The 20490-nt window shown below is 70.8% G+C and carries 17 protein-coding genes and 1 riboswitch; of the genes, 11 read left to right on the top strand and 6 right to left on the bottom strand.

Annotated features, from left to right (window positions below; all coding sequences use genetic code 11):
* Nucleotides 1–89: 89 nt before the first annotated feature.
* Nucleotides 90–2372 (bottom strand): glycogen debranching protein GlgX, encoded by a 2283-nt coding sequence (gene glgX, locus ACLB9X_RS22625; RefSeq protein WP_410362194.1) that lies wholly within the window; start codon nt 2370–2372, stop codon nt 90–92.
* Nucleotides 2373–2590: 218 nt separating this feature from the next.
* On the opposite strand from glgX, the gene ACLB9X_RS22620 reads away from it, so the two are divergent.
* The 5 genes from ACLB9X_RS22620 to ACLB9X_RS22600 all read left to right on the top strand — a co-directional run bounded on the left by ACLB9X_RS22620 (nt 2591) and on the right by ACLB9X_RS22600 (nt 8607).
* Nucleotides 2591–3817: an Ig-like domain-containing protein gene (locus ACLB9X_RS22620; protein ID WP_410362193.1), complete on the top strand. Its 1227-nt coding sequence runs from the start codon at nt 2591–2593 to the stop codon at nt 3815–3817.
* Nucleotides 3818–4053: 236 nt separating this feature from the next.
* Entirely contained in the window at nt 4054–5304 is a 1251-nt protein-coding gene (locus ACLB9X_RS22615; RefSeq protein WP_410362192.1) for an Ig-like domain-containing protein, read from the top strand.
* Nucleotides 5305–5412: 108 nt separating this feature from the next.
* Nucleotides 5413–6180 (top strand): enoyl-CoA hydratase/isomerase family protein, encoded by a 768-nt coding sequence (locus ACLB9X_RS22610; RefSeq protein ID WP_410362191.1) that lies wholly within the window; start codon nt 5413–5415, stop codon nt 6178–6180.
* A 264-nt stretch (nt 6181–6444) separates the two neighbouring features.
* Nucleotides 6445–6948 carry an ATP-binding protein gene (locus ACLB9X_RS22605; protein ID WP_410362190.1) on the top strand — a complete coding sequence of 168 codons (504 nt, stop codon included), beginning with the start codon at nt 6445–6447 and terminating at the stop codon, nt 6946–6948.
* Nucleotides 6949–7413: 465 nt separating this feature from the next.
* The gene (locus ACLB9X_RS22600) at nt 7414–8607 is read left to right on the top strand and encodes a YncE family protein (RefSeq protein ID WP_410362210.1); all 1194 of its coding nucleotides are present in this window, start codon (nt 7414–7416) and stop codon (nt 8605–8607) included.
* An 86-nt stretch (nt 8608–8693) separates the two neighbouring features.
* Here the strand turns inward: ACLB9X_RS22600 and ACLB9X_RS22595 are convergent, their stop codons facing one another.
* Complete coding sequence (locus ACLB9X_RS22595; protein WP_410362189.1) at nt 8694–9332, bottom strand: GNAT family N-acetyltransferase; 639 nt, start codon at nt 9330–9332, stop codon at nt 8694–8696.
* Nucleotides 9333–9434: 102 nt separating this feature from the next.
* On the opposite strand from ACLB9X_RS22595, the gene ACLB9X_RS22590 reads away from it, so the two are divergent.
* Nucleotides 9435–9650 (top strand): EF-hand domain-containing protein, encoded by a 216-nt coding sequence (locus ACLB9X_RS22590; protein ID WP_410362188.1) that lies wholly within the window; start codon nt 9435–9437, stop codon nt 9648–9650.
* A 101-nt stretch (nt 9651–9751) separates the two neighbouring features.
* On the opposite strand, the gene ACLB9X_RS22585 is transcribed toward ACLB9X_RS22590, so the two are convergent.
* The 4 genes from ACLB9X_RS22585 to gcvT all read right to left on the bottom strand — a co-directional run bounded on the left by ACLB9X_RS22585 (nt 9752) and on the right by gcvT (nt 14097).
* A complete protein-coding gene (locus ACLB9X_RS22585; RefSeq protein ID WP_410362187.1) occupies nt 9752–11119 on the bottom strand; it encodes an L-serine ammonia-lyase in 1368 nt (455 codons plus the stop codon).
* A gap of 146 nt (nt 11120–11265) precedes the next feature.
* Nucleotides 11266–12525, bottom strand: a complete 1260-nt coding sequence (gene glyA / locus ACLB9X_RS22580) for a serine hydroxymethyltransferase (protein ID WP_410362186.1) — start codon at nt 12523–12525, stop codon at nt 11266–11268.
* A 23-nt stretch (nt 12526–12548) separates the two neighbouring features.
* Nucleotides 12549–12923 (bottom strand): glycine cleavage system protein GcvH, encoded by a 375-nt coding sequence (gcvH, locus tag ACLB9X_RS22575; RefSeq protein WP_410362185.1) that lies wholly within the window; start codon nt 12921–12923, stop codon nt 12549–12551.
* A 58-nt stretch (nt 12924–12981) separates the two neighbouring features.
* Nucleotides 12982–14097, bottom strand: coding sequence for a glycine cleavage system aminomethyltransferase GcvT (gene gcvT, locus ACLB9X_RS22570; RefSeq protein ID WP_410362184.1), 1116 nt, complete (start codon nt 14095–14097; stop codon nt 12982–12984).
* 146 nt (nt 14098–14243) lie between these two features.
* Nucleotides 14244–14342, bottom strand: a riboswitch (glycine riboswitch).
* A 147-nt stretch (nt 14343–14489) separates the two neighbouring features.
* On the opposite strand from gcvT, the gene ACLB9X_RS22565 reads away from it, so the two are divergent.
* The 5 genes from ACLB9X_RS22565 to ACLB9X_RS22545 all read left to right on the top strand — a co-directional run bounded on the left by ACLB9X_RS22565 (nt 14490) and on the right by ACLB9X_RS22545 (nt 20483).
* Nucleotides 14490–15161: an AAA family ATPase gene (locus ACLB9X_RS22565; RefSeq protein ID WP_410362183.1), complete on the top strand. Its 672-nt coding sequence runs from the start codon at nt 14490–14492 to the stop codon at nt 15159–15161.
* Between the two features lie 721 nt (nt 15162–15882).
* A complete protein-coding gene (locus ACLB9X_RS22560) occupies nt 15883–16629 on the top strand; it encodes an enhanced serine sensitivity protein SseB (RefSeq protein WP_410362182.1) in 747 nt (248 codons plus the stop codon).
* 119 nt (nt 16630–16748) lie between these two features.
* Nucleotides 16749–17537 carry an enhanced serine sensitivity protein SseB C-terminal domain-containing protein gene (locus ACLB9X_RS22555; protein WP_410362181.1) on the top strand — a complete coding sequence of 263 codons (789 nt, stop codon included), beginning with the start codon at nt 16749–16751 and terminating at the stop codon, nt 17535–17537.
* 189 nt (nt 17538–17726) lie between these two features.
* Nucleotides 17727–19394, top strand: coding sequence for an ABC transporter substrate-binding protein (locus tag ACLB9X_RS22550; RefSeq protein ID WP_410362180.1), 1668 nt, complete (start codon nt 17727–17729; stop codon nt 19392–19394).
* An 84-nt stretch (nt 19395–19478) separates the two neighbouring features.
* The gene (locus tag ACLB9X_RS22545; RefSeq protein ID WP_410362179.1) at nt 19479–20483 is read left to right on the top strand and encodes an ABC transporter permease; all 1005 of its coding nucleotides are present in this window, start codon (nt 19479–19481) and stop codon (nt 20481–20483) included.
* Nucleotides 20484–20490: the final 7 nt, after the last annotated feature.

Here is a 20490-nt window from a genome sequence, read left to right as displayed (position 1 = left end):
CTACGAGTCACCACTGACAGCCCTCATGTGGTTTTCCGCCGACGCCGAGCCGGTGCGGACGCTCACCCCAGGACGTTCACCCGGCAGGCCTACGTCCGCACGCGCAGCAACAGCACGCAGCGCGCCGGCACCCGTACCACCGCACCCCCCTCGTGCACCGTCCCCGGCGCCTCCGCCTGGTCCTCCAGCGAGGTGTCCACCACCACCTCGTACGCCTCCGCCCACGGCGGTCCCGGCAGCCGGAAGTGCACCGGCTCGTCGGCCGCGTGCAGGACCGTCAGGAAGCTGTCGTCCGTCACCTGCGCCCCCCGGGCGTCCCGCCCGGGGATGTCGCGGCCGGACAGGTAGAGCGCGAGCGTCGCCGAGGGGGCGTACCAGTCGCCCTCGGTCATCTCCCTGCCCTGCGGGGTGAACCACGCCAGGTCCCGCAGCCCGTCCGGTGCCTGCGGACGGCCCGAGAAGAACGCGCGGCGGCGCAGCACCGGATGGGCGTGCCGCAGGGCGAGCAGCCGCCGCGTCAGCTCCAGCAGCCCGCGCCCGGCCGGCTGCGCCGGCAGCGTCCAGTCCACCCAGCTGACCTCGTTGTCCTGGCAGTACGCGTTGTTGCTGCCGCCCTGGGTGCGGCCCATCTCGTCGCCCGCCACCAGCATCGGCACACCCGTGGACAGCAGCAGCGTCGTCAGCAAATTCCGCAGTTGCCTGCGGCGCAGCGCGTTGACCCGCGGGTCGTCCGTCTCGCCCTCGACGCCGCAGTTCCAGGACCGGTTGTCGTTCGTCCCGTCCCTGTTGCCCTCGCCGTTGGCCTCGTTGTGCTTGTGTTCGTAGCTGACCAGGTCGCGCAGGGTGAAACCGTCGTGCGCGGTGACGAAGTTGATCGACGCGTACGGGCGGCGCCCGCCCCACGCGTACAGGTCGCTGGAGCCCGACAGCCGGTAGCCGAGGTCCCGCACGTCGTGCAGCGCACCGCGCCAGAAGTCCCGTACGGCGTCGCGGTATCGGTCGTTCCACTCCGTCCACAGCGGGGGGAACGCGCCCACCTGGTACCCGCCGTTGCCGACGTCCCACGGCTCGGCGATCAGCTTCACCCGCCGCAGCACCGGGTCCTGGGCGATGACGGCGAGGAAGGGGGACAGCATGTCGACGTCGTGCATCGAGCGGGCCAGCGCCGCCGCCAGGTCGAAACGGAAGCCGTCCACACCCATCTCGGTGACCCAGTATCGCAGCGAGTCGGTGATCAGCCGCAGCACATGGGGCTGCACCACGTGCAGGGTGTTGCCGCAGCCCGTGTAGTCGGCGTATCTGCGGGCATCGTGCTGGAGGCGGTAGTAGCCGCGGTTGTCGATGCCGCGCAGGGACAGCATGGGGCCCAACTCGTCCGCTTCCGCCGTGTGGTTGTAGACCACGTCGAGGATGACCTCGATCCCGGCGGCGTGCAGCGCCCGCACCATCCGCTTGAACTCGCCGACCTGCTGCCCGGCCGTGCCGGCGGCCGCGTACGCGGCGTGCGGGGCGAAGTAGCCGATGGAGTTGTAGCCCCAGTAGTTGACGAGCCCCCGCCGCAGCAGATGGTCCTCGTGCGCGAACTGGTGCACGGGCAGCAGCTCCACCGCCGTCACCCCGAGGCCCACCAGGTGCTCGATCGCGGCCGGATGCGCGAGCCCCGCGTACGTGCCGCGCAGGTGCTCGGGGATGCCGGGGTGCAGCCTGGTGAAGCCGCGTACGTGCAGCTCGTAGATGACCGAGTCCGCCCACGGCGTCTTGGGCCTGCGGTCGTCCATCCACTCGTCGCCGTCGGCGTCGTCGTGGACCACGACGCCCTTCGGTACGAACGGAGCCGAGTCCCGGTCGTCGCGCACGGTGTCGGCGACGTGCTGCTGCGGCCAGTCCCGCACGTGCCCGTAGACCTCCGGCGGCAGCCCGAAGTCGGCGTAGTCCCCGTCGACCGCGCGGGCGTATGGATCGAGCAGCAGCTTCGCCGGGTTCCAGCGGGCTCCCGTCCACGGGTCCCAGCGGCCGTGCACGCGGTAGCCGTACCGGTGACCGGGCCCCACACCGGGCACGAAACCGTGCCAGATCTCGTGCGTCAGCTCCGTCAGCGGCACCCGCGTCTCGGCGGCCGACGGGCCGGGCCCGTCGAACAGGCACAGCTCGACGGCCTCGGCCCCGCCCGCCCACAGCGCGAAGTTGGTGCCCGCGACCCCGTCGGGCCCGACCCGGTACCGCGCCCCCAGCGGGGTCGGGGTCCCCGGCCAGGCCGGCGCGGCGCGCACCGCCGCCCGGCGGCCCTCCGCGCCGGCCGCCGCCGAAGGCGCACGCGGCGGCCCGCCCCGTACACCCTCGTCCACCGTCTCCTGCTCGGCTGCGCTCGACACCTGTCGGCCTCCCGCGGCTCGTCGGGGCCTGCCGGGAGGGCCCCTCCCGGCACGAGACCGTCCCGCCGGCACGGCCGGACAGCCCCATCGGGCCGCCCCGGCGTCCCTTCCGCGGCGGCCCTCGTACGGTCTTTCACCATGTCTGCCCGCGCGGCGCTCGTCCCAACATCGGCCCACCCCCACGTTGCCCGCGGAGGGGGGTGGTCGTTGGTCGGTACGTGAGACATGTACTGAAGCGGGCAGGGCGGTGCGCGGCCCTCGCCGTGGCCGGGGCAGGACTCGTCGTGGGGCTCGCCGGCTGCACCGGCCGGACGCTGGACGTCGGCAACAAGCCACGGGCACCCGAGGACACGATCCGGGTGACCCCCGAGGACGGCGCCAAGGGCGTCGGTCCCGAAGCGCCCTTGGAGGTCGAGCTGCCCGGCGGCCGCCTGGAGCGGGTGAAGGTGACCCGGGTCGAGGCGGCGGGCCGCACCGAGGTGCCGGGCGCCGTCTCGGCGGACGGACTGCGCTGGACCCTCAAGGAGGGGACCCGGCTGGAACTCGCCGCCAAATACAGCGTCGACGTCGTCGCGCTCGACGGCCACGGCCGCCGCATGGCGCGCCACACCACGTTCACCACGGCGGTCCCGGAGCACCACTTCACCGCCTACTTCAAACCGGAGCACCGTTCGACCGTCGGCACCGGAATGATCGTCTCCTTCACCTTCAACCAGACGATCGAGAACCGCGCCGCCGTCGAGCGCGCCATCCGCGTCACCTCCTCGCCCCCGGTCGAGATCGTGGGCCACTGGTTCGAGTACGGGCGGCTCGACTTCCGGCCGCAGACGTACTGGAAGCCGGGCACACGCGTCACCATCGACATCGGGCTGAGGGACGTGGAGGCCGCACCCGGGGTGTACGGCATCCAGCAGAAGAAGATCACCTTCACCGTGGGCCGTTCGCAGGTCTCCACGGTCGACGCGGCAGCGCACACCATGCGGGTCGTACGGGACGGGCGGCTGCTGGCGACGGTGCCGATCACGGCCGGGGCGCCCAAGACGACGACGTACAACGGCAAGATGGTCGTGACCGAGATGTACGACGTGACCCGGATGAACGGCGCGACGGTCGGCTTCAAGAAGAAGGACGGCCGGGGCGAGTACGACATCAAGGACGTGCCGCACGCGATCCGCCTGACGACCTCGGGCACCTTCCTGCACGGGAACTACTGGGTCGCGGGCGAGACGTTCGGCTCGGCGAACGTCAGTCACGGCTGTGTGGGGCTGCGCGACGAGAAGGGCGGCAGCAGCGAGTCCCCCGCCGGGTGGTTCTTCGACCGCACCCTGATCGGCGACGTGGTCGAGGTGGTCAACTCCAAGGACAGGACGGTCGCGCCGGACAACGGGCTCGGCGGCTGGAACATGGACTGGCGGAAGTGGAAGGAGGGTTCGGCCCTGGAGTGACGCGCGGCTCCCCTCCGTGCGGCACGGACATGGCCCCCGGATCGCCGCCGCTGCCCGGCCCCACCCCTGTGGCAGGTGTTCCGTGCCCGGCCGATGGACAGGTTGGGACTGAACGGTGACATTCGTGGGGAGTTTCGGTGACCAGCCGTGTGATTTTCTGTCTGTGTGCGTGCGTGAGGCACGCGGGGGTGCGGGGCCGTGGCGTGGCCAGGCCGTGCTGAGGGGAGAACACAACAGTGAACGGGCAGCCGATATCGGGGGCATCGGCCGGGGCGGGCCACAGGGCGTACGGGCGCGGGGGCGCCCGGGTGTCCGCGCTGGCGCTGGGGGCGTTGCTGGTGCTCACGGCCTGCGCAGGCGGGGGATCCGGCAACGGCGACGACGGTGCCGGCAAGAAGGACGGCGGCCGGGTCGAGAACGCGGCCTCCCGGGCCGTGGTGACGATCGCGCCCAAGGACGGCGCCGACGCCGTCGCCACGAGCGGTGCCCTGAACGTCACCGCGGCCGGCGGGAAGCTGACCACCGTCACCGTGCAGGACGACAAGGGCACGACGATAGACGGCCGGATCTCCGGCGACGGCGCCTCGTGGGAGCCGTCGCAGCACCTGGCGGGCTCCACCAAGTACAAGGTGCACGCGGTCGCGAAGGACTCCGACGGCCGTGAGTCGGCCAAGGACACCACGTTCACCACCCTCGTTCCCAAGAACACCTTCATCGGCCACTACACGCCCGAGGCCGGTTCGACGGTCGGCGTGGGCATGCCGGTGTCCATCAACTTCACCCGGGGCATCACGAACCCCGAGGCGGTCGAGAAGGCCATCAAGGTGACCGCGGAGCCGTCCGTGCCGATCGAGGGCCACTGGTTCGGCAACGACCGCCTCGACTTCCGCCCCGAGAAGTACTGGGCCGCGGGCACCAAGGTCACGGTCAAGCTGAACCTGGACGGCGTCGAGGGCCGCCCCGGCGTCTACGGCAAGCAGGCGAAAAGCTTCTCCTTCACCATCGGCCGCTCGCAGGTCTCCACGGTCGACGCGTCCGCGCACACCATGCGGGTCGTCCGTGACGGCAAGGAGATCAAGAACATCCCGATCACCGCGGGCGCGCCGTCGACCACCACGTACAACGGGCAGATGGTCATCAGCGAGAAGTACAAGGTGACCCGGATGAACGGCGCCACGGTGGGCTTCGGCGGCGAGTACGACATCAAGGACGTGCCGCACGCGATGCGCCTGTCCACCTCGGGCACGTTCATCCACGGCAACTACTGGGCCCCGGCGGGCACGTTCGGCTCGGCGAACGTCAGCCACGGCTGCGTCGGCCTGCGCGACGTGCGCGGCGCGTACGACAAGGGCACCCCGGCGGCCTGGCTCTACAACAACTCGATCATCGGCGACGTGGTGATCGTGAAGAACTCCAAGGACAAGCAGATCGCCCCGGAGAACGGCCTGAACGGCTGGAACATGCCGTGGTCGGAGTGGATCGCGTAACGCGGACATCCGCGGGGCCCGGCGCTGTGAGGCTGTGCTTTTTGGGGGATCCCCCCAAACCCTCATGCGCCGGGCCCCGCGCCGTTAACGGCGGCTAACCTTCCCTCCATGACCGTTTCCCTCGAAGTCTCCGAAGGCGTCGGCACCATCCGCCTGGACCGGCCCCCGATGAACGCCCTCGACATCGCCGTGCAGGACCGGCTGCGGGAGCTCGCCGAAGAGGCGACCCGCCGCGAGGACGTCCGCGCCGTCATCCTCTACGGCGGTGAGAAGGTGTTCGCGGCCGGCGCGGACATCAAGGAGATGCAGGCGATGGACCACACGGCGATGATCGTGCGCTCCCGTGCCCTGCAGGACTCCTTCACCGCCGTCGCCCGCATCCCCAAGCCCGTCGTCGCCGCGGTCACCGGATACGCGCTCGGCGGCGGCTGCGAACTCGCGCTCTGCGCCGACTACCGGATCGCCGCCGACAACGCCAAGCTCGGCCAGCCCGAGATCCTGCTCGGCCTGATCCCGGGCGCGGGCGGCACCCAGCGGCTGTCCCGGCTGATCGGCCCGTCCCGGGCCAAGGACCTGATCTTCACCGGCCGGATGGTCGCGGCGGACGAGGCGCTCACGGTCGGCCTGGTCGACCGTGTCGTCCCGGCCGCCGAGGTCTACGAGCAGGCTCGCGCATGGGCGGCGAAGCTGGCCAAGGGCCCGGCGCTGGCGCTGCGCGCCGCGAAGGAGTCGGTGGACGCGGGCCTGGAGACGGACATCGAGACGGGCCTCGCCGTCGAACGGAACTGGTTCGCGGGCCTGTTCGCGACCGAGGACCGCGAGCGCGGCATGCGCAGCTTCGTCGAGGAGGGCCCGGGAAAGGCCAAGTTCCTCTGAACCGCCAGCAGTTGAGATCCGTGGCACGCCCGCGTCAATCGCGTGCCCGGATCGTCCCGGCCGGGGGAGGGAATCCGTGAGGATGCCCGGCCGAGTGCGCCGAACACCTTCACAGAAGTGCCATCGGTGCAGGTCACGCCGGGTATGGAGAGCTGGATGACGTCAGTGGCATATGCCGGGCCGGCCCCCTGGAACCGAGTGTTCCGGGGGGCCTGTTCCCCGGGAGCGGCCACGTGAACGTCTCATTGCGGCCATGATGGAGACATGGCGGGCCTGGAGGGTGTGGGACAACCGCGGCAGCGCGCCGGCGCGACCGCCGCGCGGTGGATGCCGGCCGTGGACGACGAACAGGCGCTCAAGGCGCTGGAGTTGTACGGCAATCCGACGGAGGAGGAAGTCCGGCTGCCGTCGCGCCCGGAATCCGCGGGCACGGCGCGTCGGCTCACCCAGTGCGTGGTGCTGCGCCAGTGGGCGCTGCCGGCCCAGACCTGTGAGCACGCGGTGCTGCTCGTCTCGGAGTTGGTGGGCAACGCGGTCCGTCACACCGGGGCGCGCGTCTTCGGCCTGCGGATGCTGCGCCGCCGGGGCTGGGTCCGGGTGGAGGTGCGCGACCCGTCGCGCGGACTGCCCTGTCTCATGCCGGTCCACGACCTCGACACCAGCGGCCGCGGCCTGTTCCTCGTCGACACCCTCTCCGACCGCTGGGGCGTCGATCTGCTGCCGCGCGGCAAGACCACGTGGTTCGAGATGCGCGTCGTCGACCGCTGAGGCGTGCCTGCGGCCGATGGTCCGGCCGCGAGAACGCACAGAAGCCCCCGTGCGCCGTCGTGCGGCGCGTCGGGGGCTTCCGTGGGGAGCGCCGTGGATCGGGGGGGTGTCATCCACGGCGGCTGGTGACGACCTGGCCCGGGTCAATGGGGGTCGTGTCGTCGACTATGACAGACGGACGCCTCGTCGCCAAAACTCCAGATGCCGTCAAAAACAGTAATTAATCGGATGTTCCGCGCGTGAATCGTAGGTGAAACAGGGCGCCGTCCTTGTGATGGCCGTATAGATATCGACATCAGGGCGTATTTCATCGGCCGTCGCCGCTACTGGTGGGCGTGTGCCCCGCGACCCGTGGTGCGAGTGAATTGGGTCAATCATTACCTTTTGCCTCATCCACCCCTACTGTGCATCTCCGTGACCCCGAACCGCCGCGGATCGCCTGCGGTGATCACCACGGAGCTGCCGATGCATCCGACGACCTCCCTCACCCAGCGGACCACGGCGCTCCTCGTCGGCGCCCTCCTCCTTCTGCTCGCCGGCTGCGGCTCGGGCGGCGAGAAGGCCGGGGCACGCGGCACCGAGCAGGCCGCCCCGCCCGTCGAGCAGAAGAAGATCGCGGCCACCCCGGCCGGGCTGCCCGGCATGCCACCGGTCCAGGACCCCGAGGACATCTACGCCGCCGACCGGCCCGGCATGCTCTCGCCGGTCGTCAAGGGCTTCCCCTCGCGGGTGTACGTCCCCAACACCAACTCCAACACGGTCTCGGTCATCGACCCCGCGACGTACGAGGTCATCGACACCATCCCGGTCGGCGTGCAGCCGCAGCACGTCGTCCCCTCCTGGGATCTGAAGACGCTGTGGGTCAACAACAACCGCGGCCACACGCTCACGCCGATCGACCCCGCCACGGGGAAGGCGGGCAAGCCGGTCGACGTCCACGACCCGTACAACCTGTACTTCACACCCAACGGCAAGTACGCCGTCGTCATGGCCTCCCTCGACCGCGAACTCGTCTTCCGCGATCCGCACACCATGGCGACCAGGCACACCGAGCCCGTCTCCTGCTACGGCGTCAACCACGCGGACTTCTCCGCCGACGGCCGGTACTTCATCGTCTCCTGCGAGTTCTCCGCCGAACTGCTCAAGGTCGACACGGAGAAGATGAAGGTCGTCGGCCAGCAGCGGCTGCCCTACGAGGGCGCCATGCCGCAGGACGTCAAGCTCTCCCCGGACGGCAAGACCTTCTACATCGCCGACATGGTGGCGCACGGCGTGTGGGTCCTCGACGGAGAGAAGTTCACCGAGCCCGCGCTGCTGCCCACCGGCAAGGGCGCCCACGGCCTCTACGTCAGCCGCGACTCCAAGGAGATGTACATCTCCAACCGCGGCGAGGGCTCGATCTCCGTCTTCGACTTCGCCCGCAACAAGGTGACGAAGAAGTGGCAGTTGCCGGACGGCGGCAGCCCGGACATGGGCGGCGTGTCCGCCGACGGCAAGGTGCTGTGGCTCTCGGGGCGTTACGACGCCGAGGTGTACGCCATCGACACGAGGACCGGCGAGCAGCTCGCCCGCATCCCCGTCGGCAGCGGCCCCCACGGGCTCGCCGTCTACCCGCAGCCCGGCCGCTACTCCCTCGGCCACACCGGCGTCTTCCGGTAGGCCCGCGAACTCGGCCACGGGCGGGTGACGTTGCACGGGCGGTGCCACGGGGACCATGAGCAGCCGGGGCGGGGCTGCGTCCCCGCTCAGTACGCCGCGAGGACCGCCTCCGAGCCGACGGGCCGGTACCCGGCCGCCTGGAACGCCCGTACGCTGCGGGCGTTGCCCGGCGCCTGCTGCGACCACACCACCGGCCCCGGCACCAGATGACGGGCGGCACGGGCCAGTGCCTGGCCGAGGCCCTTGCCGCGCGCCTCCTCGTCGACCTCGACCGACACCTCCCAGCGGTCCGCCACCCCGCGGCCGAGGATCAGCACTCCCGCGTCGGCGGCCCACACCCGCACGTCCCGGCGGCGCTTGAGGGCACTCGCCACGCGGGGATGGTCCGGGTCCACCAGCTCACGCAGCCGGAGGCCGGGGTCGCCGGGCAGCGAGCCGGCGACGGTCACCAGGTCGATGGTGTCCATACGGCGGCCCGTTCGGGCCATCAGGGCCCACAGGAACCCCGGATTCATCGCCGCCGCGAGCGGATCGGCCGCCGTCGCCGCCAACTGCTCCCGTACCCATGCCGGATCCTCGTCGGTGAAGACCACCGAGTGGGCGGTGAAGGCCACCACGCCCGCGTCCCGGGCGTCCGGTTGCCCGACCACCGTCACCGATCCGTCCGGCGGCGGAAACCGTCCCTCCGCCGCGGCTTTGAGAATCTCCGCCAGTGTCCCGCTCATCGCACGCCTCCCCGTGCCCGTGGTCCCGGGCTCCCCTCCATGATCACCCGAACGGGCCGATAATCTGACCCCCGTCAGTAATGCACCAAGAAGGGGTGGACTGTGGCGGACATCGAGGAAGCACGCAAGGCGTTCGACCGTTACGACGCGGACGGCGACGGCTTCATCACTGCGGCCGAGTACAAGACGGCGATGGCTCAGATGGGTGACTGGAACGTCACCGAGTCGGTCGCCGAGGCCGTGATCGCCGCGCAGGACACCGACAAGGACAAGCTCCTGTCGTTCGACGAGTTCTGGGACCACCTGAACAAGGCCTGAGGCTGCGGCGCGGGGCCCGTCGGCGGCACCCGCGCGTAGGTCCGCAGAAACGACGAGGCGCCCCCCGGGATCCCGGGGGGCGCCTCGCCCGTGTCGGACGCTCAGCACTCGATGATGTTCACCGCGAGACCGCCGCGCGCCGTCTCCTTGTACTTCACCGACATGTCCGCGCCGGTGTCCTTCATGGTCTTGATGACCTTGTCCAGGGACACCTTGTGGGTGCCGTCGCCGCGCATGGCCATCCGGGCGGCGGTGACGGCCTTGACCGCCGCCATGCCGTTGCGCTCGATGCACGGGATCTGGACGAGGCCGCCGACCGGGTCGCAGGTCAGGCCCAGGTTGTGCTCCATGCCGATCTCCGCGGCGTTCTCGACCTGCTCCGGAGAGCCGCCGAGCACCTCCGCGAACGCGCCCGCGGCCATCGAGCAGGCGGAGCCGACCTCGCCCTGGCAGCCGACCTCGGCGCCGGAGATGGAGGCGTTCTCCTTGAAGAGCATGCCGATCGCGCCCGCCGCGAGCAGGAAGCGGACCACACCCTCCTCGTCGGCGCCGGGCACGAAGTTCACGTAGTAGTGCAGGACCGCCGGGATGATGCCGGCCGCGCCGTTCGTCGGGGCGGTGACGACCCGGCCGCCGGCCGCGTTCTCCTCGTTCACGGCCATCGCGTACAGCGTGATCCACTCCATGGCGAGCGCCTGCGGGTCGCCCTCGGAGCGCAGCTTGCGGGCCGTGGTGGCCGCGCGGCGGCGGACCTTGAGGCCGCCGGGCAGGATGCCCTCGCGGGACATGCCGCGCGCCACGCACGCCTCCATGACCCGCCAGATGTCCAGCAGTCCGGTGCGGATCTCCTCCTCGGTGCGCCAGGCCTTCTCGTTCTCCAGCATCAGCGCGGAGATCGACAGGCCGGTCTCCCTGGTGAGGCGCAGCAGCTCGTCACCGGTGCGGAAGGGGTACTTCAGCACGGTGTCGTCGAGCTTGATCCGGTCCTCGCCGACCGCGTCCTCGTCGACCACGAAACCGCCGCCGACCGAGTAGTACGTCTTCTCCAGCAGCGTCGTGCCCTCGGCGTCGTGGGCCCGCAGCGTCATGCCGTTGGCGTGGTAGGGCAGGGCCTTGCGGCGGTGCAGGACCAGGTCCTTGCCGAAGTCGAAGCCGATCTCGTGCATGCCCAGCAGAGAGATCCGCTTGTCGTGCTTGATCCGCTCGACCCGGTCGTCGGCGGTCTCGACGTCGACCGTGCGCGGCGAGTCGCCCTCCAGGCCCAGCAGGACGGCCTTGGGCGTGCCGTGGCCGTGGCCGGTCGCGCCGAGGGAGCCGTACAGCTCGGCGCGTATCGAGGCGGTCGGGGCCAGCAGGCCCTCGTTCTTCAGCCGCCGGGCGAACATCCGGGCGGCACGCATCGGGCCCACCGTGTGGGAGCTGGAGGGGCCGATGCCGATCGAGAACAGGTCGAAGACCGAAAGGGCCACGGAAAACTCCTTGTGGGGTGGTAGACGCCGGTGTCTGCCAGGTGGTGCAGAGCGATGCGGTGGAAACGTGGTGCGGGGCACCGCGCTCACTGTCCAGTGTGCGCGGTGCCCCATTTGTTTGGCTCCGGGCCGTTACGGGAGATCCGTCACAGTCCGGGGTAGAGGGGGTGCTTGTCGGCGAGGGCGGTGACCCGGGCGCGCAGGGCCTGCGCGTCGTAGGTGGGCTTGAGGGCCTCGGCGATGATGTCGGCGACCTCGCGGAAGTCCTCGGCCGCGAAGCCGCGGGTGGCGAGGGCCGGGGTGCCGATCCGCAGGCCCGAGGTGACCATCGGGGGCCTCGGGTCGTTCGGGACGGCGTTGCGGTTGACGGTGATGCCGACCTCGTGGAGGCGGTCCTCGGCCTGCTGTCCGTCGAGCTCGCTGTTGCGCAGGTCGACCAGGACGAGGTGCACGTCGGTGCCGCCGGACAGGACGGAGACGCCGTGCTCGGTGACGTCCGCCCGGACCAGGCGCTCGGCGAGGATCCTGGCGCCTTCGAGGGTGCGCTGCTGGCGCTCCTTGAACTCGTCGCTCGCGGCGACCTTGAAGGAGACGGCCTTGGCGGCGATGACGTGCTCCAGCGGGCCGCCCTGCTGGCCGGGGAAGACCGCGGAGTTGATCTTCTTGGCGAGCTCGGCGGTGGACAGGATGACGCCGCCGCGGGGGCCGCCGAGGGTCTTGTGCGTCGTGGTGGTGACCACGTGGGCGTGCGGCACCGGGTTGGGGTGCAGACCCGCGGCGACCAGGCCCGCGAAGTGGGCCATGTCGACCATGAGGTAGGCGCCGACCTCGTCCGCGATCCGGCGGAAGGCGGCGAAGTCGAGCTGCCGGGGGTACGCGGACCAGCCGGCGACGATGAGCTTGGGCTTGGACTCCTTGGCCAGGCGCTCGACCTCGGCCATGTCGACCTGCCCGGTGGCGTCGTCGACGTGGTAGGCGACCACGTTGTAGAGCTTGCCGGAGAAGTTGATCTTCATGCCGTGGGTCAGGTGACCGCCGTGGGCCAGGTTCAGACCCATGATCGTGTCGCCCGGCTTGAGCAGCGCGAACATGGCGGCGGCGTTGGCCTGCGCGCCGGAGTGGGGCTGCACGTTGGCGTGCTCGGCGCCGAACAGCTCCTTGATGCGGTCGATCGCGATCTGCTCGACCACGTCGACGTGCTCGCAGCCGCCGTAGTAGCGGCGGCCGGGGTAGCCCTCGGCGTACTTGTTGGTCAGGACGGAGCCCTGGGCCTCCATGACCGCGACCGGGGCGAAGTTCTCCGACGCGATCATTTCCAGGGTGGACTGCTGACGGTGGAGCTCGGCGTCGACAGCGGCGGCGACATCCGGGTCCAGCTCGTGAAGAGGGGTGTTGAGAAGCGACATCACTCGGTCCCTAACGTCGTGGGTCAGCCCGCGAAATCGGTGTACTCGTCGGCGGAGAGCAGGTCCTTCGGCTCCTCGGCGACGCGCACCTTGAAGAGCCAACCGCCCTCGAAGGGCGCGGAGTTCACCAGCGACGGGTCGTTGACGACATCCTCGTTGGTCTCGGTGACCTCACCGCTGACCGGCGAGTACAGGTCGCTGACCGACTTGGTGGACTCCAGCTCGCCGCAGGTCTCGCCCGCGGTCACCGTGTCACCCACCTCGGGGAGCTGGACGTACACCACGTCGCCGAGCGCGTTCGCCGCGTGCTCCGTGATGCCGACCGTCGACACGCCGTCCTCGGCGGCCGACAGCCACTCGTGCTCCTTGCTGTAGCGCAGCTGCTGGGGGTTGCTCATGACCTGAATTCTCCTGTACGCGGGGGAGTGGTGGTGAACGAAGAGGGGGTGCGGACGATCACTTCTGGCGCTTGTAGAAGGGCAGCGCCACGACCTCGTACGGCTCGTGCGTGCCGCGGATGTCGACGCCGACGCCCGGCGTGCCCGGCGCGGCATGGGCAGCGTCCACGTACGCCATGGCGATCGGCTTGCCGAGGGTCGGGCTCGGCGCGCCCGAGGTGACCGTGCCGATGACCTTGCCCTCGGCGACCACGTCCATGCCGGCCCGCGGCACCCGGCGGCCCTCGGCGACCAGGCCGACGAGCTTGCGCGGCGGCGCCGTCTGGGCGCGCTCGGCGGCGGCCGCGAGCGCCTCGCGGCCGACGAAGTCGCCGTCCTTCTCGAACTTCACGACCCGGCCGAGACCCGCGTCGAACGGGGTGAGCGCCGTGGTCAGCTCGTGCCCGTACAGCGGCATGCCCGCCTCCAGGCGCAGCGTGTCGCGGCAGGACAGGCCGCAGGGGATCAGCCCGGCCGGGGCACCCGCCTCGGTCAGCGCCTGCCACAGCTTCTCGGCGTGCTGCGGCTCGACGAACAGCTCGAAGCCGTCCTCGCCGGTGTAGCCCGTACGGGCGATGAGCGCCGGGACGCCCGCGACGGTGCCCGGCAGGCCCGCGTAGTACTTCAGGCCGTCGAGGTCGGCGTCGGTGAGCGAGGCGAGGATGCCGGGGGACTGGGGACCCTGGACCGCGATCAGCGCGTACGCGTCGCGGTCGTCGCGCACCTGCGCGTCGAAGCCGGCCGCGCGCTCGGTGAGCGCGTCGAGGACGATCTGGGCGTTGCCGGCGTTGGCCACGACCATGTACTCGGTGTCACCGAGGCGGTAGACGATCAGGTCGTCGACGATGCCGCCGTTCTCCTGGCAGATCATCGTGTAGCGGGCCCGGCCGGGGCCCACCGTGTCGATGTTGCCGACGAGCGCGTAGTTCAGCACGTCGACGGCCTGCGGGCCCGTGACGGTGATCTCGCCCATGTGCGAGAGGTCGAAAAGACCGGCGGTCGTGCGGACGGCGTGGTGCTCGTCGCGCTCGCTGGCGTAACGCAGCGGCATGTCCCAGCCGGCGAAGTCGGTCATGGTCGCGCCCAGCGAACGATGCAGGGCATCGAGCGCTGTACGACGGGGGGCGTTGCTCATAGGTAGGGCTCCCAGGGCATGGCTGCGAGGACAATCCTCCCCATCTGTCATCGGAACCTGAGAGGTTCGCCGCGACCCCGCGTATGGATGGTCGTGGCTTGCACCTTGGGTGGAGCCGTCCGGGCGACTCTCTTTTCAGATCTGCCTCATCGCACGCGGTACGGGGCCTGAGAGATTCAAGGGAGGAACTTGCTCCTTCGGCGCCCCGCCACACCAGGTGGCCGGGACTCTCCCGCGCGGATTCAAGCGGCCGGTATGCAGTTGGCGCGCACATCATTGCACGCCTGCGGCGGGAGTGGGGCGCGCGGACCGTGGCAAAGTCGGTTGTCCTGTATTACCAGTTCTTTACACTTCATGGGCAAGGGTGGGGTGACCCGACTTGGGGGAGCGTGATGATGTTGCAGCGGTCCGGCGCATACGCCGCCACAGCTGCGGGGATGCCCGTCCAGCAGGGCGCCTCCGTCAGTGGCCTGCTCGGGGCGCCCGCGCCCGTCCTGCGCGACCTGCGGGCCCGCGCGGGCCGCGGCCCGCGCGCCCTGGAGTTCGCGGCCGGTGACGTGGTGGTCGTCTCGGGGCTGCCCGGGAGCGGCAAGACGACGATGATGAAGCGCGCGGTGACCGGGCGCGGGATCGACTCGCAGGACACCCGTGACCGGTGGGACGCGCGCACGCCCCGCCTTCTGCCCTACGCCGTCTACCGCCCCCTCGTGCGCCTCGCGCACTACGCGGGCCTGTGGCGCGCCCTGCGCTCGGGCGAGAGCGTGGTGGTGCACGACTGCGGCACCCAGGCCTGGGTGCGGCGCTGGCTGGCGCGGGAGGCGCGGCGGCGCGGGGCGTCGCTGCATCTGGTGCTGCTGGACGTGCCGCCGCGGGTGGCGCGACAGGGCCAGCGGGAGCGGGGGCGCGGGGTGTCGGGGTACGCCTTCGCCCGCCACCGCCGGGCGGTGGGCCGCCTGATCGCCGACGCCGAGTCGGGCCGCCTGCCGCGAGGCTGCACGTCGGCGGTCCTTCTGGACCGGGAGGCTGCGGGCCGCCTCCACGTCCTCGGCTTCACGTCCCGCTGACCCTGGGGGCGGGTGAGGTCGGGGGCTCCGCCCCCACGGGTCGCCGGCGGCGCCGGTCGGCAGGGGCCGACGGCCCCGTGAGGTGCGCGCCTGTCGGGGCCCTGCCCCGCGCCCCCATGGCGCGCTTGTCGGGGCACTGCCCCGGGCCCCCATGGCGTGGGCTTGTCGGGGCGCTGCCCCGAGTCTCAAGCGCCGGCGGGGCTGGTTGTGGCGGGCGGCGCCGGTTGACCGTGCGGGCCCGGGCGCAGTACGCGGCAGGGGCGGACGGCCATGAGGCCCGGCGCACTCACCGGGGCTCCGGCCCCCGTGCCCCGCGGGTCGGGGCGGACGGCCCGGTGTGGTGGGCGCGCTTGTCGGGGCGCTGCCCCGAGCCCCGCGCCTCAATCGCCGGCGGGGCTGGTTTGTGGTCGGCGGCGCCGGTTGGCCGTGCGCGGCGGGGGCCGACGGCCCGGTGAGATGAGCGCGCTCATCGGGGACCCGCCCCCGGGCCCTCGTGGGGCATCGACGGCCCTCGCGCCCGCAGCGCGCATTCCCGGGCGCTGCCCCGACCCCCGCGCCTCAAGCGCCGGCGGGCAACGGGGGCCGGGGCGGAGGCCCGGGGTCGGGGAGGGGCGGGGTGGGGGAGGCCCCGCGCAGCGGTCCCGAGGCCCGGCCACTATCGTCGACGCCGCGAACACGCACGGCGCCGGGGCGCGCGCCCCGGGGAGGAAGAGACGAGCGCATGGAGAATCCGTACCGCGGCTGGCCCGGGAACGAGCTGGAGGAGGTCCTCGGCGCATCCGTCGGCACCCCCTCCGCCGGAGCCCGCATCGTCGAGGTGCTCGGCCGCAGCAGTGTCTGGGTCCCCCTGCCCAACGGCGGCGGGCCCGACAGCCTCGATCTCGACCTGCCCACCATGGAGATCGAGGGCGCCGCCTACGTACCCGTCTTCAGCTCCGAGCACCAGTTCCTGACCGTCGTGGGCTCCCACATGTCGTTCACCGTCGCCCCCGCGCGCGAGTTCGCCCGCGGGCTGCCCCCGCAGCTCGGCATCGCCGTGAACCCCGGCGGCACCGTCGGCGTCCCCCTGCCGCCCCCCGCCGTCGCCGAGCTGTGCCGCGTGGGGCGCACCCCGCTGGATGGTGCCGCGTCCGGCGGGCGGGTGCGGCTCTTCGAGCCGGACTGGCAGGAGGAGCCCGTCGACTTCCTCGCCGCCGCGGCCGGCGAGTTCGAGGCCACCGGCGTCGTGCTCACGGCGCGCCGGGCGCTCGCCTCCGTCGAGGGCGAGGCGCCGGTCCTCTTCGTGGGCGTCCAGCTCTCCTCGTGGGAGGGCGACCGCAACGCCCCCATGGACGCGCTCGGTCGCGCGCTCAGTCGCGTCCACGTCCCCTGGCCGGTGAATCTCGTCCTGCTGGACGTCGCGCAGGATCCCGTGGGCGACTGGATGCTGGAGCGCGTACGCCCCTTCTATCAACGACATCACGCGTAGAAGTCAAGCCGGTGCCAGGACGGCCGCTTAAGCTGGTTTGATGGCCTGGCCGGAGGTCCCCTGACACAGGGACGGACCACTCGGGCACGGGTACGGATCGAAGAGGGGCGGAATCCAGGGTGAGCGCGTCAGGCACCGCGGCGACCGGGCAGGTCGAGCACATGCTGCGCCAGGTGACTCCCGGGCGCTACGACGCGTACGAGGCACTGCTGCACGCCCTCGCCGACCCCGCCGGTGGCCGGATCTGGATGCTGCTGTGGCACGGGCAGCCCGGTTCCCCCGACGCGCAGTACGGGCACATGGAGGTCGACGGCGTCGGCTACGCCCCGTGCGTGACCTCGGCGCAGGAGCTCGCCGTCTCCGGCTGGAGCCGCGCGTACGAGGTCGTCACCGGCCGGGACATCGCCCGCGCCCTGTATCCCGAGCGCTGCGGCATCTGGCTCAATCCGCACGCCCAGGGCGGCGGCGTCGGCATCCCGTGGCTGGACCTGCGCCGTATCGCCACCGGCCTCGACCGGATGCCCGCGGGACCGCTGCGGCTGTCGGACCCGGCCGTCGAGATCCCCCAGTTCTACGCGCTGCTCACGCAGAACGCGCACCGCACGCCGGCCGTGCGCTCACTGCGCCGCGCCTGGGTGCAGCCCACCGTCGGTCCCGCGTACCTCGCCATCGGGCTCGATCTGTACGACACCGGACCGCAGGCGGTCGACGCGGCGCGGGCGATGATGCAGCAGTCGATCGGCGCGGTCCCGGACGGGCTGCCGGTCTCCACGGTCGCGCTGTCGGACGAGTACGACCCGGTGACGATGTGGATGCGGGCGAACGCCCGGCCCTTCTACGACCGGGAGGCGCACGGCGGGGCCCAGCCGGCCGGCGGTTACGGCTACCCGCCGGTGGGCGCTCGCTGACCGTTCGTCGACTGCCGCGGATGCCGGGGAGGTTCGGCCCCCGGCGTGGGGATGCCCCGTATCAGTCCGGTTTGTTGAGCGTCCGGGTCTCGACTAGGTATCACCGTTATCCGGACCGTTCTCCCTGGTGTCTCCCGTCTGTAGTGTTCGGCCGGTCAAGACTCCACATGGTGAACCAGGGGTGGACCCATGCGAATTTTCAAGTCCGGGCCTGTCCGGGCGATCACGGCGGCGGTCGCCGTCGGGCTGATCGCGACAGGTTGCGCCAGCGAGCGGGACAAGGGCGGTGACAAGACGGCGAAGGACACCTTCGTCTTCGCCGGCGCCGGCGACCCTGGTTCTCTGGATCCCGCTCTCGCGAGTGACGGTGAGACCTTCCGCGTCACGCGCCAGGCCTTCGAGGCGCTGCTCGAGCACGAGTCGGGCGGCAGCAAGCTCGTCGGCGGGCTCGCGGAGAAGTGGTCCAGCAACCCGGCCGGCACCGTATGGACGTTCAACCTCCGGAAGAACGTGAAGTTCCACGACGGCGAGGCGTTCAACGCCGCCGCCGTCTGCGCGAACTACGACCACTGGTTCAACTGGAAGGGCACGTACCAGTCCAGCGCGGTCTCCTACTACTGGCAGACCATCATGGGCGGGTTCGCGAAGAACGAGGACCCCGAGGCTCCGAAGGCGAACTACAAGTCCTGCACCGCCAAGGACGAGAACACCGCCGTCATCGAGGTCAACGAGCCCTCCGCCAACCTGCCCGGCGGCTTCTCCCTCCAGGCCCTGGCGATCCACTCGCCGAAGGCGATCAAGGAGTACGCGAAGCAGGACGCGACCGCCAAGGGCGACGCGATCACGTACCCGAAGTACAGCCAGGAGGCCGGCACGGTCGCCGGCACCGGCCCGTACAAGATCGTGAAGTGGAACAAGGGCAACAAGGAAGTATCCCTCGAGCGCTTCGACGACTACTGGGGCGAGAAGGCCAAGATCAAGAACCTGGTCTTCCGCACGATCGACACCGAGGAAGGCCGTCGCCAGGCCCTGCAGGCCGGTGACATCAACGGCTACGACCTCGTCGCCCCGGCCGATGTGAAGACCCTGGAGGGCGAGGGCTACCAGGTCCCGACCCGTGACGTCTTCAACATCTTCTACGTCGGCATGACGCAGTCGAAGAACCCGGCGCTGAAGAAGCCCGAGGTCCGCCAGGCCCTCACGCACGCCATCGACCGCGAGCACCTGGTCAAGACGCAGCTGCCCGAGGGCGGCAAGGCCGCGTCCCAGTTCATGCCCGACACGGTCGCCGGCTTCTCGGACAAGGTGAAGACCTACCCGTTCGACACCAACAAGGCCAAGGAGCTCCTCAAGAAGGCGGGCGAGGAGAACCTCAAGATCGAGTTCTGCTACCCGACCGAGGTCACCCGCCCGTACATGCCCGCCCCGCAGGACATGTTCGAGCTGATGAAGGCCGACCTGGAGAAGGCCGGCATCACCGTCACCCCGAAGGCCATGAAGTGGGCCCCGGACTACCTGGACGCCACCGAGGCGGGCTCCTGCGCCCTGCACATGCTCGGCTGGACCGGTGACTTCAACGACGGCTTCAACTTCATCGGCACCTGGTTCGCCGGGCCCGACAAGCAGTGGGGCTTCGAGGACAAGAAGGTCTTCGACGCGGTCAACGCCGCCTCGAAGGTCACCGACCCCGCCGGCCGCGTCGACGCGTACAAGAAGGCCAACGAGGCGATCATGGAGTACGTCCCGGGCATCCCGATCTCGTCCTCCCCGCCGGCCATCGCCTTCGGCAAGAACATCAACCCGCCGAACGTCTCCCCGCTGACGCAGGAGAACTTCGCCGAGACCTCGTTCAAGTAATCGCACACCAGCGGGTCCGCCCGGCCACCGCTCCAGGTGGCCGGGCGGAGTCGCATCGACGCACGTAAGAAAGGGGCATGCGGGGTGCTGCGACTTGTCATACGACGACTGCTTCAGCTCATTCCCACCCTGCTCGGCCTGTCGGTTCTCCTCTTCCTCTGGCTGAACCGGCTGCCCGGCGGACCCGCCTCAGCGATCCTGGGCGAGCGGGCGACCGAAGCCGAAGTGGCACGCATCAACCGGGCGCTGGGACTCGACGAGCCCGTCCACATCCAGTACTGGCGCTTCCTCAAGCGCATCGTCGAACTGGACCTCGGCACCTCCACCCAGACCGGCCAGCCGGTGTGGGAGGAATTCACCCTGCGCTTCCCGGCCACGGTGGAACTCAGCATCGCCGCGATCCTCATCGCGGTCGCCGTCGGCATCCCGCTCGGCTACCTGGCGGCCAAGCGCCGCGGAGGCTGGCTCGACGTCGCCTCGGTGTCGGGATCGCTGGTCGGCATCTGTATCCCGGTGTTCTTCCTCGCCCTGCTCCTCAAGGGCGTCTTCGCCGTCCAACTGGGCATCTTCCCGAGCTACGGGCGGCTGTCGACGGGTATCGACGCCACGGACGTCACCGGATTCGCGGTTCTCGACGGTCTGCTGACCGGCGAACTCGACGCCAGCTGGGACGCGATCATGCACCTGGTGCTCCCCGCCGTCGCGCTCGCCTCCATCCCGCTCGCCGTCATCGTGCGCATGACCCGCGCCAGCGTCCTGGAGGTCCTCGGCGAGGACTACATCCGCACCGCCGAGTCCAAGGGTCTGGACAAGCGCGTCGTGCGCGGCCGGCACGTCCTGCGCAACGCGATGCTGCCGGTGGTCACCGCCGTCGGTCTGCTGACCGGCAGCCTGCTGTCGGGTGCGGTGCTGACCGAGTCGGTGTTCTCCTTCGGCGGCATCGGCTCCTTCATCCGCACCTCTATCGACGCCCGGGACTACCCGGTGCTCGTCGGGTTCATCCTCTTCATCGCGATGGTGTACGTCCTCATCAACCTGCTGGTCGACCTCGCGTACAGCATCATCGACCCGAGAGTGCGGGTGCACTGACGTGACG

It is taken from the genome of Streptomyces sp. 5K101 (genome assembly GCF_046506645.1).
Classification (GTDB): domain Bacteria; phylum Actinomycetota; class Actinomycetes; order Streptomycetales; family Streptomycetaceae; genus Streptomyces.
This window is presented reverse-complemented; position numbering and strand designations above follow the sequence as displayed.

What these genes read in the sequence shown, in the direction of transcription:
- ACLB9X_RS22565 (WP_410362183.1), top strand. Translation starts at nt 14,490, where the DNA reads ATGATGTTGCAGCGGTCCGGCGCATACGCCGCCACAGCTGCGGGGATG.
- ACLB9X_RS22610 (WP_410362191.1), top strand. Translation starts at nt 5,413, where the DNA reads ATGACCGTTTCCCTCGAAGTCTCCGAAGGCGTCGGCACCATCCGCCTG.
- gcvH (WP_410362185.1), bottom strand. Translation starts at nt 12,923, where the DNA reads ATGAGCAACCCCCAGCAGCTGCGCTACAGCAAGGAGCACGAGTGGCTG.
- ACLB9X_RS22605 (WP_410362190.1), top strand. Translation starts at nt 6,445, where the DNA reads ATGGCGGGCCTGGAGGGTGTGGGACAACCGCGGCAGCGCGCCGGCGCG.
- ACLB9X_RS22595 (WP_410362189.1), bottom strand. Translation starts at nt 9,332, where the DNA reads ATGAGCGGGACACTGGCGGAGATTCTCAAAGCCGCGGCGGAGGGACGG.
- glyA (WP_410362186.1), bottom strand. Translation starts at nt 12,525, where the DNA reads ATGTCGCTTCTCAACACCCCTCTTCACGAGCTGGACCCGGATGTCGCC.
- ACLB9X_RS22600 (WP_410362210.1), top strand. Translation starts at nt 7,414, where the DNA reads ATGCATCCGACGACCTCCCTCACCCAGCGGACCACGGCGCTCCTCGTC.
- gcvT (WP_410362184.1), bottom strand. Translation starts at nt 14,097, where the DNA reads ATGAGCAACGCCCCCCGTCGTACAGCGCTCGATGCCCTGCATCGTTCG.
- ACLB9X_RS22560 (WP_410362182.1), top strand. Translation starts at nt 15,883, where the DNA reads ATGGAGAATCCGTACCGCGGCTGGCCCGGGAACGAGCTGGAGGAGGTC.
- ACLB9X_RS22550 (WP_410362180.1), top strand. Translation starts at nt 17,727, where the DNA reads ATGCGAATTTTCAAGTCCGGGCCTGTCCGGGCGATCACGGCGGCGGTC.